The sequence below is a fragment of the Micromonospora sp. WMMD998 genome, assembly GCF_029581235.1.
Classification (GTDB): Bacteria; Actinomycetota; Actinomycetes; order Mycobacteriales; family Micromonosporaceae; genus Micromonospora.
Genome location: NZ_CP120740.1, coordinates 4,119,018 through 4,132,092 on the forward strand (window position 1 = coordinate 4,119,018; position 13,075 = coordinate 4,132,092).

Annotated in this window: 13 protein-coding genes and 1 pseudogene; 10 read left to right on the forward strand and 4 right to left on the reverse strand. The window is 71.6% G+C overall.

Translation table 11 applies throughout. From position 1 onward, the window contains the following. Nucleotides 1-27: 27 nt before the first annotated feature. On the forward strand, nucleotides 28-756 hold the full coding sequence (locus O7619_RS18785) for an SDR family oxidoreductase (protein ID WP_282282310.1): 729 nt from the start codon (nucleotides 28-30) through the stop codon (nucleotides 754-756). Nucleotides 757-801: 45 nt separating this feature from the next. Here the strand turns inward: O7619_RS18785 and O7619_RS18790 are convergent, their stop codons facing one another. Both O7619_RS18790 and O7619_RS18795 read right to left on the reverse strand, forming a co-directional pair. Further along, complete coding sequence (locus O7619_RS18790; RefSeq protein ID WP_282282311.1) at nucleotides 802-927, reverse strand: hypothetical protein; 126 nt, start codon at nucleotides 925-927, stop codon at nucleotides 802-804. After that, the gene (locus O7619_RS18795) at nucleotides 924-2,342 is read right to left on the reverse strand and encodes an OFA family MFS transporter (protein WP_282282312.1); all 1,419 of its coding nucleotides are present in this window, start codon (nucleotides 2,340-2,342) and stop codon (nucleotides 924-926) included. Before O7619_RS18795 ends, O7619_RS18790 begins: the two co-directional genes overlap by 4 nt. A gap of 178 nt (nucleotides 2,343-2,520) precedes the next feature. Here O7619_RS18795 and pdxY point away from each other — a divergent pair, with 178 nt between their 5' ends. Genes pdxY through O7619_RS18815 form a run of 4 tightly spaced genes read left to right on the forward strand, consistent with a single transcriptional unit; the run spans nucleotide 2,521 to nucleotide 6,678 of the window. Further along, complete coding sequence (gene pdxY / locus O7619_RS18800; protein ID WP_282282313.1) at nucleotides 2,521-3,372, forward strand: pyridoxal kinase PdxY; 852 nt, start codon at nucleotides 2,521-2,523, stop codon at nucleotides 3,370-3,372. Between the two features lie 52 nt (nucleotides 3,373-3,424). Then, on the forward strand, nucleotides 3,425-3,871 hold the full coding sequence (locus O7619_RS18805) for a helix-turn-helix transcriptional regulator (protein WP_282282314.1): 447 nt from the start codon (nucleotides 3,425-3,427) through the stop codon (nucleotides 3,869-3,871). Nucleotides 3,872-3,881: 10 nt separating this feature from the next. Further along, a complete protein-coding gene (locus O7619_RS18810; protein ID WP_282282315.1) occupies nucleotides 3,882-4,295 on the forward strand; it encodes a VOC family protein in 414 nt (137 codons plus the stop codon). 22 nt (nucleotides 4,296-4,317) lie between these two features. After that, nucleotides 4,318-6,678, forward strand: coding sequence for an excinuclease ABC subunit UvrA (locus O7619_RS18815; RefSeq protein WP_282282316.1), 2,361 nt, complete (start codon nucleotides 4,318-4,320; stop codon nucleotides 6,676-6,678). Between the two features lie 165 nt (nucleotides 6,679-6,843). On the opposite strand, the gene O7619_RS18820 is transcribed toward O7619_RS18815, so the two are convergent. Continuing rightward, nucleotides 6,844-7,107, reverse strand: coding sequence for a hypothetical protein (locus O7619_RS18820; protein ID WP_282282317.1), 264 nt, complete (start codon nucleotides 7,105-7,107; stop codon nucleotides 6,844-6,846). A 247-nt stretch (nucleotides 7,108-7,354) separates the two neighbouring features. Between O7619_RS18820 and O7619_RS18825 the strand changes: the two are divergent. From O7619_RS18825 to O7619_RS18845, 5 genes and pseudogenes are all read left to right on the forward strand, one after another. Then, nucleotides 7,355-8,247, forward strand: a pseudogene (locus O7619_RS18825) (IS5 family transposase). Nucleotides 8,248-8,375: 128 nt separating this feature from the next. Further along, nucleotides 8,376-9,371: a tyrosine-type recombinase/integrase gene (locus O7619_RS18830; protein WP_282282319.1), complete on the forward strand. Its 996-nt coding sequence runs from the start codon at nucleotides 8,376-8,378 to the stop codon at nucleotides 9,369-9,371. Between the two features lie 23 nt (nucleotides 9,372-9,394). Further along, a complete protein-coding gene (locus O7619_RS18835) occupies nucleotides 9,395-10,036 on the forward strand; it encodes an HAD-IA family hydrolase (RefSeq protein WP_282282320.1) in 642 nt (213 codons plus the stop codon). A gap of 41 nt (nucleotides 10,037-10,077) precedes the next feature. Then, entirely contained in the window at nucleotides 10,078-11,109 is a 1,032-nt protein-coding gene (locus tag O7619_RS18840) for a hypothetical protein (protein ID WP_282282321.1), read from the forward strand. Nucleotides 11,110-11,290: 181 nt separating this feature from the next. Further along, nucleotides 11,291-12,124: a tetrahydrofolate dehydrogenase/cyclohydrolase catalytic domain-containing protein gene (locus O7619_RS18845; protein WP_282282323.1), complete on the forward strand. Its 834-nt coding sequence runs from the start codon at nucleotides 11,291-11,293 to the stop codon at nucleotides 12,122-12,124. A 6-nt stretch (nucleotides 12,125-12,130) separates the two neighbouring features. On the opposite strand, the gene O7619_RS18850 is transcribed toward O7619_RS18845, so the two are convergent. After that, the gene (locus tag O7619_RS18850; RefSeq protein ID WP_282282325.1) at nucleotides 12,131-12,910 is read right to left on the reverse strand and encodes an endonuclease/exonuclease/phosphatase family protein; all 780 of its coding nucleotides are present in this window, start codon (nucleotides 12,908-12,910) and stop codon (nucleotides 12,131-12,133) included. Nucleotides 12,911-13,075: the final 165 nt, after the last annotated feature.

Below are 13,075 nucleotides of genomic sequence, written 5' to 3' on the forward strand. Positions count from 1 at the left end.
CCCACCACCAGGGCAGAGGAGAACGCATTGACCTCCGTCACCATCGTTACCGGGGGTGGGCGCGGCATCGGCGCGGCCACCGCCCGCCGGCTCGCCGCCGACGGCCACGACCTGATCATCGGCTACCGCGCCGACCACGACGCCGCCGCGACCGTAGCCGCCGACGTGCGCGCCGCCGGCCGCCGCGCCGTCACCGTCGCCGCCGACACCTGCGACCCCGACCAGGTACGCCGGCTCTTCGCCGCCGCCGACCAACTCGGCCCGCTCACCGGCCTGGTCAACAACGCCGGCGTCACCAGCCCGATCGGCCCCTTCACCGACCTGCGCGTCGACGACCTGCGCGAGGTCGTCGACGTCAACCTCGTCGGCTACATCCTCTGCGCCCAGCAGGCCGCCGCCCGGATGACCCGCGGCGGCGCGATCGTCAACGTCTCCTCCGCCGCGGCCACCCTCGGCAGCCCCGGCGAGTACATCCATTACGCCGCCGTGAAAGCCGCCACCGACACCCTCACCGTCGGCCTGGCCAAGGAACTCGCGCTGCGCGGCATCCGGGTCAACGCGGTCGCCCCCGGCATCATCCGCACCGACATCCACGCCCGCTCCGGCGCACCGGACCGCCCCGACACCGCCGCCGGCCGCATCCCGCTGGGCCGCGCCGGCGAACCCGACGAGGTGGCCGGCGCGATCGCCCACCTGCTCGGCCCCGACGCCACCTACACCACCGGCGCGGTCCTGCGGGTCGCCGGCGGCCTGTAGCGACGACGCGGCGGCCGGGGGGAGACCCCGGACCGCCGCAGACCGTCAGCCGGCGAACAGCTTCACCGCCGTCAGCAACGTCTGGATCACGCCGTAACCCAGCAACACGGCCACCAACAGCCACGACACGACCAGGCGGACCTGTTGCCCGCCACCGGTCCGCTCGTTCACGATCCGCTCCTCTCCGCCGGCACCGGCTGTCCCGGCGTCATCTCGTCCCGGCCCGACGCCGGCTCGTGGAACCGCCGCGGCACCGGCCGGATCAGCAGGTTCGCCACCAACCCCACCGCCAGCACCCCGACCATCGTGAACAGCGCCGGCCGGTACGCCGACGCGGTCAACGAACCCGGCTCGCCCTGCGCGTCGAGGAACGCGTTGACGATCAGCGGCCCGGCCACGCCCGCCGCCGACCACGCGGTCAGCAGCCGACCGTGGATCGCGCCCACCTCGAACGTGCCGAACAGGTCCCGCAGGTACGCCGGCGCGGTCGCGAACCCACCGCCGTAGAACGACAGGATCACGCAGGCCAACAGCACGAACAACGCCGTCGCCGTCTGCCCGACCAGCGCCAGCGTCAGGTACAGCACCAGGCCCACACCCAGGTACACCACGTAGATCGGCTTCCGGCCGATCACGTCCGACGTCGACGACCAGACGAACCGGCCCGCCATGTTGAACAACGACAGCAACCCGACGAACCCGCCGGCCGCCGCCACCGACACCGAGGACGTGCCGCCGTCGCGGAAGAAGTCCTGGATCATCGGGCTGGCCTGCTCCAGAATGCCGATGCCCGCGGTCACGTTGCAGAACAACACCACCCACAACAGCCAGAACGACCACGTCTTCACCGCGTTCGCCGCCGACACGTTCGCGGTGGTCACCATCGGCTTCTCCGCCACCGTCGACGGATCGAACCCGGCCGGACGCCAGTCCGCCGCCGGCACCCGCACGTTGAACACCCCGAACATCATGATCACGAAGTAGCCGATGCCGAGCGTGACGAACAGCCACACCAGCGCCGAACCGGACGCCGTCGACCCGCTGTTCGACGGGTCGTAGCCCGAGTCGAACAACGACAGCAACTGCCGGGACAGGGGAGAGGCCACCATCGCCCCGCCACCGAACCCCATGATCGCCAGGCCGGTCGCCAGGCCCGGGCGGTCCGGAAACCACTTGATCAACGTGGAGACGGGGGAGATGTACCCGATTCCCAGGCCGATACCGCCCAGCACGCCGTACCCCAGATACAGCAGCCACAACTGTGAGGTCGCGATGCCCAGCGCGCCGACCAGGAACCCGGCCGCCCAGAAACACGCCGAGACGAACATCGCCTTGCGCGGCCCGTTCGCCTCCACCCACGTCCCGGCCAGCGCCGCCGACAGACCCAACATCACGATCGCGATGCTGAAGATCACCCCGATCGCCGTCTGCCCCGTGCCGAAGTGCGCGATCAGGGAGTTCTTGTACACGCTCGTCGCGTAGACCTGCCCGATGCAGAGATGGATCGCCAGCGCCGCCGGCGGGATCAGCCACCGGCTGTACCCCGACGGCGCGATGGTGCGCCGACGATCAAAAGCGGAAAGCATCCTTGCTTCCTCCGTCCAGAAGGCGAGAACCCCTCGCTTCATGCCCCCACCGCACGCGCAGCCCAAACCCACCCCGCGCCCGACGGTCGAAACCCTGAGCCGAGCGGCCGGCACCACCCCCGGCCGCAACCGGACGACCACCGAGCGTGACCACCGACCCGGATGCGACGATGAGCCGGTGAAGATCCTGTCCATCCAGTCGTCCGTCGCCTACGGCCACGTCGGCAACTCCGCCGCCGTGTTCCCCCTACAACGCCTCCGCCACGAGGTGTGGCCGGTCCTGACCGTGCACTTCTCCAACCACACCGGCTACGGCGCCTGGCGCGGCCCCCTGCTCGCCCCCACCGACGTCGCCGAGGTCATCGCCGGCATCGCCGACCGCGGCGTGCTCGGCACCGCCGACGCCGTGCTCTCCGGCTACCAGGGCGACCCCGCCGTCGGCGCGGTGATCCTCGACACCGTCGCCCAGGTCAAGGCCGCCAACCCCGCCGCGCTCTACTGCTGCGACCCGGTCATGGGCGACGTCGGCCGCGGCATGTTCGTCCGCCCCGGCATCCCCGAATACCTCCGCGACACCGTCGTCCCGCGCGCCGACATCGTCACCCCCAACCAGTTCGAACTGGAGTTCCTCGCCGGCCGCCGCACCGACACCCTCGACGACCTGCTCGCCGCCGTCGACACCGTACGCGCCACCGGCCCCGAACACGTCCTCGTCACCAGCGTCCTGCACGGCGACCTGCCCGCCGGCCACCTGGAGGTCGTCGCCGTCTGCGCCGACGGCGCCTGGGCCGTCACCACCCCACTGCTGCCGATCAACCCCAACGGCGGCGGCGACGTGACCGCCGCCCTCTACCTGGCCCACCTCGCCACCACCGGATCACCCGCGACCGCGCTGGAACACACCACCAACTCGATCTTCGCGGTGCTCGAGGCCACCCTCGCCGCCGGCACCCGCGAACTCCAACTCGTCGCCGCCCAGGACGCCATCGCCGACCCGCCCACCCGCTTCACCGCCCGCCGGCTGCGCTGACCGCGCACACCGGCCGTCCGCGCCAGTCGCACCCACCTGCGAGAATGACCCCGTGCAGGACCACGACCCGGCGTTCACCCAACGCCTGCGCGACCTCACCCGGCTGCGCCGCGTCCGCGACCGCATCGACCGCGAGTACGCCCGACCCCTCGACGTCGAAGCCCTCGCCCGCGGCGAACACATGTCCGCCGGCCACCTCAGCCGCCAGTTCCGACAGACCTACGGCGAGTCACCGTACGCGTACCTCATGACCCGCCGCATCGAACGCGCCATGGCCCTGCTGCGCCGCGGCGACCTCACCGTCACCGACGTCTGCTTCGCCGTCGGCTGCCAGTCCCTGGGCACCTTCAGCACCCGCTTCACCGAACTCGTCGGCGAACCCCCCAGCGCCTACCGCGCCCGCCACCCGCCCGGCGCCGCCGAACCACCGGCGTGCCTCACCAAACAGGCCACCCGACCGATCAGGAATCGAGAAGCCCGGGCCGACCGCCCCCGCTAGCGTGACCACCATGACCATCACGATCCACTACGCCTTCCTCCCACACACCGACGCCGACGCCGCCATCGCCTTCTACCGCGACACCCTCGGCTTCGACCTCCGCAACGACGTCGGCCACGGCGACACCATGCGCTGGCTCACCGTCGGCCCACCCGAACAACCCGAGACCGGCATCGTCCTGCACCCCCCGGCCGTCGACCCCGGCATCACCGACGACGAACGCCGCACCATCCACGAACTCATCGCCAAGGGCAGCTACGGCGCGCTCACCCTCGCCACCGACGACCTCGACGCCCTGTTCGACCGCCTCCAGGCCGCCGGCGCCGACGTCGTCCAGGAACCCACCGACCAGCCCTACGGCGTCCGCGACTGCGCCTTCCGCGACCCCACCGGCAACCTCATCCGCATCAACCAGCGACGCTGAAGCCACACCGGACGGAGACCCGATGAGCAAGGCCCACGCCGACAGCCACGACATGATCCGCGTCCACGGCGCCCGCGAGAACAACCTGCGCGACGTCGACGTCGAACTGCCCAAACGCCGCCTCACCGTGTTCACCGGCGTCTCCGGCTCCGGCAAGAGCTCCCTGGTCTTCGGCACCATCGCCGCCGAGTCCCAACGGCTCATCAACGAGACCTACAGCGCGTTCGTCCAGGGCTTCATGCCCACCCTGTCCCGACCCGACGTCGACCTCCTCGACGGCCTCACCACGGCGATCATCGTCGACCAGGAACGCATGGGCGCCGACCCCCGCTCCACCGTCGGCACCGCCACCGACGCCAACGCCATGCTCCGGATCCTGTTCAGCCGCCTCGGCCAACCCCACATCGGCCCACCCAACGCCTACTCGTTCAACGTCCCGTCCGTCCGCGCCACCGGCGCCATCACCGTCGAACGCGGCCCCGGCAAAACCCAGACCAAGAAGGGCACCTTCAACCGCCTCGGCGGCATGTGCCCCCGCTGCGAGGGCCGCGGCGCCGTCACCGACATCGACCTGACCGTCCTCTACGACGCCGACCGCAGCATCAACGACGGCGCCATCACCATCCCCGGCTACAGCATGGACGGCTGGTACGGCCGCATCTTCCGCGCCAGCGGCATGTTCGACCCCGACAAGCCCATCCGCGACTACACCAAACGGGAACTGCACGACCTCCTGCACAAGGAACCCACCAAGATCAAGGTCGAGGGCATCAACGTCACCTACACCGGCCTGATCCCCGCCATGCAGAAGTCGATGCTCGCCAAGGACGTCGACGCCATGCAGCCCCACATCCGCGCCTTCGTCGAACGCGCCGTCACGTTCACCACCTGCCCCGACTGCGACGGCACCCGCCTGAGCCCCGAAGCCCGCTCCTCGAAGATCAACGGCATCAGCATCGCCGACGCCTGCGCCATGCAGATCAGCGACCTCGCCACCTGGGTACGCGACCTGACCGAACCCTCCGTCGCCCCGCTGCTCACCGCGCTGGGGGACACCCTCGACTCCTTCGTCGAGATCGGCCTCGGTTACCTCAGCCTCGACCGCCCCGCCGGCACCCTCTCCGGCGGCGAGGCCCAACGCACCAAGATGATCCGCCACCTCGGCTCGTCCCTGACCGACGTCACCTACGTCTTCGACGAACCCACCATCGGGCTGCACCCGCACGACATCGCCCGGATGAACAACCTCCTGCTGCGCCTGCGCGACAAGGGCAACACCGTCCTGGTCGTCGAACACAAACCGGAAACCATCGCCATCGCCGACCATGTCGTCGACCTCGGCCCCGGAGCCGGCGCCGACGGCGGCGCCATCTGCTACGAGGGCACCGTCGCCGGCCTACGCGTCAGCGACACCACCACCGGCCGTCACCTCGACGACCGCGCCACCCTCAAGGACACCCCGCGCACACCCGCCGGCGCCCTGCCCATCCGCGGCGCCCGCACCCACAACCTGCGCGACGTCGACGTCGACATCCCCCTCGGCGTCCTCGTCGCCGTCACCGGCGTCGCCGGCTCCGGCAAGAGCTCCCTCATCCACGGCTCCCTGGCCGGCCGCGACGACGTGGTGAGCGTCGACCAGACCCCGATCCGTGGCTCCCGACGCAGCAACCCCGCCACCTACACCGGCCTGCTCGACCCCATCCGCAAGGCCTTCGCCAAGGCCAACGGCGTCAAACCCGCCCTGTTCAGCGCCAACTCCGAGGGCGCCTGCCCCACCTGCAACGGCGTCGGCGTCATCTACACCGACCTGGCCGTGATGGCCGGCGTCGCCAGCACCTGCGAGGACTGCGAGGGCAAACGCTTCCAGGCCGCCGTGCTCGACTACCACCTCGGCGACCGCGACATCAGCGAGGTCCTCGCCATGTCGGTCAACGAGGCCGAGAAGTTCTTCGGCGCCGGCGACGCCCGCACCCCGGCCGCCCACACCATCCTCGACCGGCTCGCCGATGTCGGCCTCGGTTACCTCACGCTCGGTCAACCCCTGACCACCCTGTCCGGTGGGGAGCGGCAGCGACTGAAGCTCGCCACCCGGATGGGGGACAAGGGCGGCGTCTACGTCCTCGACGAGCCCACCACCGGCCTGCACCTGGCCGACGTCGCCCACCTGCTCAGCCTGCTCGACCGGCTCGTCGACGCCGGCAAGTCCGTCATCGTCATCGAGCATCACCAGGCGGTCATGGCGCACGCCGACTGGATCATCGACCTCGGCCCGGGCGCGGGGCACGACGGCGGCCGGATCGTCTTCGAGGGCACCCCGGCGGATCTCGTGGCGGCCCGGTCCACGCTCACCGGCGAGCACCTCGCCGACTACGTCGGGGCCTGACCCGGCGGCGGACGCGGGGCGGTGGCGCCCGGCACCGGCGCCACCGCCCCGCCCACCGTTCCACGCCGGTTCGATAATCTACATTATGTCAAGTGGGGCGGAGTCGGGCCTGGTCGCTTCGGCAGCCCCCGCCCCCTGGCGACATCCCCGTGTCGCTGAACGACATCAGTCTCCGTACCAGTGGAGCGCCAGGCCAGGCTCGTCACGCCACCGCGCCAGCAATGCCCGTAGCGCCGCCACCAGCCCGCGCTCCACGTCGTCACCCGCCGCCGCCTCCAGACGGTCGACTTCGGTGGTGAGCTGCGGCAGATCCTCATGGCTGAGTACGCCATCCGACCACGGGTCAAGCTGACCGAGAATCCGAAGTCGGTTCCCCCCGGCCGCGTCCGTCAACGGCAGCAGCCTCTCCACGGACACGTCGAGCAGCAAACCGCGCTCCACCGTGGTGGCCCACTCTTCGGCGACAGCGCGGTTGCGCTCACGCCGCTGCGCCCGGGTAGCACGACGCAGGCTCTTCGTACGCGGCTGCGGCGGGCGCAGCACTAGGGCCTGTGTCGAAGTCGGTGCCAGGGCTTGAGTTGTTGGGTGAGGGTCTTGGCGTGTCGGTGTTCGAGATGTAGCGAGGTCTCCGGTATCTGGTTCAGCGACCAAGCAGAACCCGAACACCGGAGACCTCGTGGACACCCTAGCGGTGACGAGGCGGCATGACCTGACCGACGCACAGTGGGCGGCGCTGGAGCCGTTGCTGCCTGCGGGGCGTCGGCCGGGTCGGCCGTCGACATGGACGAAACGGCAGCTCATTGATGGGATTCGGTGGCGGGTACGGGTTGGTGCCCCGTGGCGGGACGTCCCGGAGTGTTACGGGTCCTGGGCGGCGGTGTACGCGCTGTTCCGGCGTTGGCAGCGCGATGGGACCTGGGCGACGATCCTGACCGTGTTACAGGCCCTGGCTGACGGGGGCGGACGCGTCGTGTGGGACGTGTCGGTGGACTCGACGGTCGCTCGGGCGCATCAGCACGCCGCTGGGGCGCGTAAAAGGGGGATCTGCAGGTCGAGCCGCCGGGCGGGGTCACGGTCGAGCCGGACGACCATGCGCTCGGTCGCTCGCGCGGTGGGCTGACCACGAAGGTGCACCTGGCATGTGAGCAGGGGCAGAAGCCGCTGTCGATCGTGTTGACCGCCGGGCAGCGCGGGGACAGCCCGCAGTTCATCCCGGTGCTTGACGGGATCCGGGTGCCCCGTCTCGGCGGTGGCCGGCCCCGGACCCGCCCGGACCGGGTCCTGGCTGATAAGGCGTACACGTCGAAGGCCAACCGCCGCTATCTGCGTCGACGTGGGATCGCCGCGACGATCCCGTCGAAGGCCGATCAGGACGCGAACCGGCGTAAGAAGGGGTCCAAGGGCGGCCGGCCACCGGCCTTCGACCCCCAGCGGTACCGGCAGCGTCACGCCGTGGAGTGCGGCATCAACCGCCTCAAACGCCACCGTGCCGTGGCCACCCGCTTCGACAAACTCGCCGTCCGCTACGAGGCCACCGTGCACATCGCCGCGATCAACGAGTGGCTGTGACCGACTTCGACACAGTCCCTAGGAGCAGACCCACCCCGGGACCATACGGCAGCGCTTTCACCGAGCCGGCACATCTCCCCCGGCGCGCCGGCCTGGCGCGAACGCGAAAGTCATGCATAATATCCCTTATGCATGACAAACCGGACGAAGTGGTAGGAGCGTTGATCGAGGAGTTCCTGACCGCCCGGGCCACCCGCAAGCCCTCCCCCCACACGCTGGCGGCATACCGGCGGGACCTGACCACGGTGGCGAAGCTGGTGGAGGTGGACGGAGACGCCACTCCCCTCCCCCCGGCCCGGTTGCCGGTCAGCGCCCTGTCCCCCCGGGTGATGCGTGCGGCGTTCGCCCGGTTCGCCGCTCCCCGCGCCGCCGCCTCGGTCCACCGTGCCTGGTCCACCTGGAACAACTTCTTCACGTTCCTGGTGGCCGAGGGGGTCGTACCCGGGAATCCGATGCCGGCGGTGGGGCGGCCCCGCGCGCCGCTCCCCCGGCCCAAGCCGCTGCGCGGCGAGGAGACCCCGGAGGAGTTGTTGGCGGCGGTGGCGCGGGCGCAGGGCCGGCAACGTGACCCGTGGCCGGAGCGGGACCTGGCGGTCCTGGCGCTGGCCCTGTGCGCCGGGCTGCGGCTGTCGGAGCTGCTGGCGTTGCGGGTGTCGTCGGTGGCCGGGCGCGACGGCGAGCGGCGCGTCGACGTGGCGGGCAAGGGCGGTCGGCCGCGGACGGTGCCGGTCGAGGCGGGTGTGGACCGGGTGCTGGCCGGCTACCTGGAGAGCCGGCGGCTGCGGTTCGGGAGGCGCAGCGTGCGGCCGGACGGGCCGTTGCTGGTGGACCGGGCGGGTGAGCCGTTGCGTCGGGGCGGCCTGCAGTATCTGGTGGAGTCGTGTTATCGGCGGGCGGGTGTCGGTGACCGGGTGCCGCGGGGCGCGCGGCTGCACGCGTTGCGGCACACGTTCGCGACGCGCCTGGCGGAGGACGGGGCGGGCGCGGCGGAGATCATGCGGTTGCTGGGGCATGCGTCGTTGGCGTCGTCGCAGACGTACATCGAGGTGACGGCCGGTCAGCAGCGGGCCGCGGTGGCGGCGAACCGCACGAACCGGGCGCTGTCGGGGTTGTCCGGTGTGTAGTTCGTCCGCCTAGCCTCGACACCGTGGCAGATTCACGATTCCCGCTGGCCGGGCTGGTTTTCGACATGGACGGCACCCTGATCGAGTCGCACGCGGTGGTGCCCGCGGCGTACCGGGCGGCGGTCGTCGCGGGTGGCGGTCGCCCGCCCAGCGACGAGGAGATCATCGCTGGTTATCCGCTGGGTGCGCCGGCGAGCCTGCTCGCGGCGCTGCTCGGCCGTCCGGCCACCCGGATGGATCTCGACCGTTACCACGACGAGTTGGCGGGAACGGCTGACCGGGTCACCGTGTACGACGGTGTGGCGGACCTGCTCGCGGAGGCCGCGCGGCGGATGCCGGTCGGTGTCTTCACCGGGGCGAGCGCGCGGGCGGCGCGGATCCTGCTCGAGCGGACCGGGCTGGCCGCGCACGTGGGCGTGATCGTCGGCGGTGACGAGGTGACCCGGCCGAAGCCTGATCCGGAGGGTGTCCTGGTGGCGTGTCGACGTCTGGGTGTCGAGGTGGGGCGGGTGGCCTACGTCGGCGACTCGCCGTTGGATCTGGGCGCGGCTCGCGCCGCCGGTGCGTTGGCCGTCGCGGCGGGGTGGGGTCATCTGTACGACCCGGATGTTCCCGCCGATCTGACCGTGGGCCGGCCCGGGGATCTGGTGGCGCTGGTGCGGTGAGACCCGGCCGTCGTGCGTGGCGGGCTGGCAGGATCGGCCGGATGCGGGTGGGTGCGGCGCGGGCGGTGGCGGTCGGGTGGGTGCGGGAGCGCATGCGGTCGGATCCGTCGGTGCAGGGGGCGTTGTTCAGCGGGTCGACGGTGGGGTTGCCGGATGACGCGGTGCTGCCGGTGTGGTCGGACGTGGACGTGTTGCTGGTGCGGGAGTCGCCCGGGGTGAAGGTCGGCAAGTTCGTCCATCGTGGCGTGTTGTTGGAGGTCAGCAGCGTCACGTGGGCGGAGTTGGGTGGCCCGGAGGGGGTGCTGGGGTCGTGGGTGTTCGCGCCGATGTTCCGTACCGATTCGGTGATCGCGGATCCGTCGGGGCGGTTGGCGGCGGTGCGGCGGCGGGTGGCGGCGGGGTACGCGGATCCGGTGTGGGTGCGGCGGCGCTGCGCGGGGGTGCGGCGGCGGATCGAGGGCGGGTTGCGGGCGTTGGACGCGGGGGCGCCGTTGGCCGATCAGGTGTTGGCGTGGGTGTTCCCGACGTCGGTGCTGGCGGTGTGGCCGTTGGTGGCGGGGTTGGCGGATCCGACGGTGCGGCGGCGGTATGTGCGCGCGTCTGAGGTGTTGACCCGGTTCGGTGTGGGTGGTCGGTATCCGGAGTTGTTGGCGACGCTTGACGGTGGTGGGGTGGGCGTGGGGCGGGTGCGGGCGCATCTGGCCGGGTTGGCGGTGGTGTTCGACGAGGTGGCGCGGCTGCCGCGGGAGGGGTTCGGGTTCGGGGCTGATCTGGGCGCCTCCGGGCGGGCGGTGGTGTTCGACGGTGGCGCGGAGTTGGTGGCGGCGGGGCGGCATCGGGAGGCGATGTTCTGGGTGGTGGTGACGTACGCGCGGTGCCTGTCGGTGTTGGCGGCGGTGGCGCCGGAGCGGGAGGGGGTGGCGCGGCCGGGGTTGGAGGCGGTGTTGGCGGATCTGGGGGTGGTGTCGGCGGCGGATCGGCGGCGGCGGGCGGATGCGGTGTTGGCGTCGTTGCCGGCGTGGGAGTCGGTGATGGGTGTGGTGGCGCGGCGGGCTGTGGCAGGCTGGGCGTGACGCGACTGGCGGCACGGGGATGGGTGGAAACCATCGGGGAGCTCGTCGTGGGGGTCGACCGCCTGGGCCTCCGCGGGCGAGGTGTCGTGTGTCTTCTTCTTCGGGTTCGGCGGTTGAGGGTTCGGCGGTTGAGGGTTCGGCGGTCCAGGGTGCGACGGCGCGGCTGTTGCCGGGCGCGCCGGTGGCGGAGCGGGTGTTGGCGGAGGTCGCCGCGTCGGTGGCGCGGTTGCGCGCGGCGGGGGTGACGCCGGCGTTGGCGACGGTGTTGGTGGGTGACGACGACGCGAGCGCGGGTTACATCCGGATCAAGCAGCGTCAGGCGGCGGAGTTGGGGTTCGCGTCGCCGCATGTGCATCTGCCGGCGTCGGCGTCGCAGGCGGATCTGCACGCGGTGGTGGCGGATTTCAATGCCGACCGGGGTGTGCACGGGGTGTTGGTGCAGCATCCGATTCCGGTGGGTCTGGACTATGACCGGGCTCTTGCCGAGGTGGATCCGGACAAGGACGTGGACGGGATGCATCCGGTGAACATGGGCCGGTTGGCGTTGGGGTTGCCGGGTCCGTTGCCGTGTACGCCGGCGGGGATCGAGGCGTTGTTGGCGTTCCATCAGGTGCCGGTGGCGGGTCGGGAGGTGGTGATCCTGGGTCGGGGTGCGACGTTGGGGCGGCCGTTGGCGTTGTTGTTGGCGCAGAAGCGGCCGACGGCGAACGCGGCGGTGACGGTGGTGCACACGGGGGTGGCGGACTGGCCGCGGTATACGCGGCGGGCGGAGATTCTGGTGGCGGCGGCGGGGGTGCCGGGGATCGTGCGGCCGGAGCATGTGCGTCCGGGTGCGGTGGTGGTCGGTGGTGGGGTGCGGTATGAGGGGCGGCGGTTGCTGCCGGACGTGGACGAGTCGTGTGCGCGGGTGGCGGGGGCGATCACGCCGCGGGTCGGTGGGGTGGGTCCGACGACGGTGGCGATGTTGTTCCGTAACGCGGTGGAGGCGGCGCGGCGGCAGTCGGGGGTGGGCTGAACGGTGTCAGCCGAGGTCGACCACGAGGGGCCGGTGGTCGGAGATGGTGGACAGCGGGGTGCTGACGGCGGTGACGGGTGGGAGCCGGTCGAGGTGGTGCCGGTCGGCGAGGGCGTGGTCGAGTTGGACGCGGGGTTGTCCGGCCGGGTAGGTGGGGCGTCGGGCGAGAGGTCGCCAGCGGGTGAGGGTGGCGGCGGGGCCGGCGGGGAGGTTGAGGTCGCCGAGCAGGATCCGGGGGGCGGGCAGGGTGCGCAGGGCGCGTACGACGCGGCGTAGTTGCCAGATGTTCCAGCCGGGGACGAAGGACAGGTGGGTGGCGGCGACGGTGAGGGGGCCGTGGGGGGTGTCGAGGACGGCGGCGAGGACGACGCGGGGTTCGTCGCGGAGCAGGAGGAGTCCGCCGCCGGGACCGGGCGCGTAGATGGGTGAGCGTACGGGTGCCGGTGGTAGGCGGGTGACGTGCCAGGTGCGGACGGGGTGGCGGCTGATGAGGCCGACGCCGTAGAGGGGTTCGCCGTGGCCGTCGTCGTCGTGGGTGAGGGGGCGGAACTGTTCGCCGGGGGTGCCGACGACGGCGGCGGCGAAGCGGTGGTGGTCGGCGTGCAGGGCGCGGGCGGCGAGGGCGGTGAGGTCGTGGTTGCCGCTGCGGGTCTGGTCGCGGTCGACTTCCTGGAGGGCGAGGATGTCGGCGTCGAGGGCGGTGACGGCGGCGGTGAGGCGGTCGGGGTCGACGAGTCCGTCGGTGAGGGATCGGCCGTGCAGCAGGTTGAAGGTGGCCAGGCGCACCTGCACACCTTACGTCGGGGGTGGCAGGCTGGCCGGGTGCTGAAGCTGTTGTGCTGTTCGATGGTGGTGTTCGTGGCGGTGGCGTCGGCGGGGGTGTGGTTGCGGCGGCGTCGGGGCCGGTGAGGCTGGCCACAGGTGTCCTCGCCGGTGGTGGTGGGGTGGGCA

Bases quoted from the DNA above. Each gene is read 5' to 3' on its own strand.
- O7619_RS18810 (WP_282282315.1), top strand. From the start codon at position 3,882: ATGACCATCACGATCCACTACGCCTTCCTCCCACACACCGACGCCGAC.
- O7619_RS18795 (WP_282282312.1), bottom strand. From the start codon at position 2,342: ATGCTTTCCGCTTTTGATCGTCGGCGCACCATCGCGCCGTCGGGGTAC.
- O7619_RS18830 (WP_282282319.1), top strand. From the start codon at position 8,376: ATGCATGACAAACCGGACGAAGTGGTAGGAGCGTTGATCGAGGAGTTC.
- O7619_RS18815 (WP_282282316.1), top strand. From the start codon at position 4,318: ATGAGCAAGGCCCACGCCGACAGCCACGACATGATCCGCGTCCACGGC.
- O7619_RS18840 (WP_282282321.1), top strand. From the start codon at position 10,078: ATGCGGGTGGGTGCGGCGCGGGCGGTGGCGGTCGGGTGGGTGCGGGAG.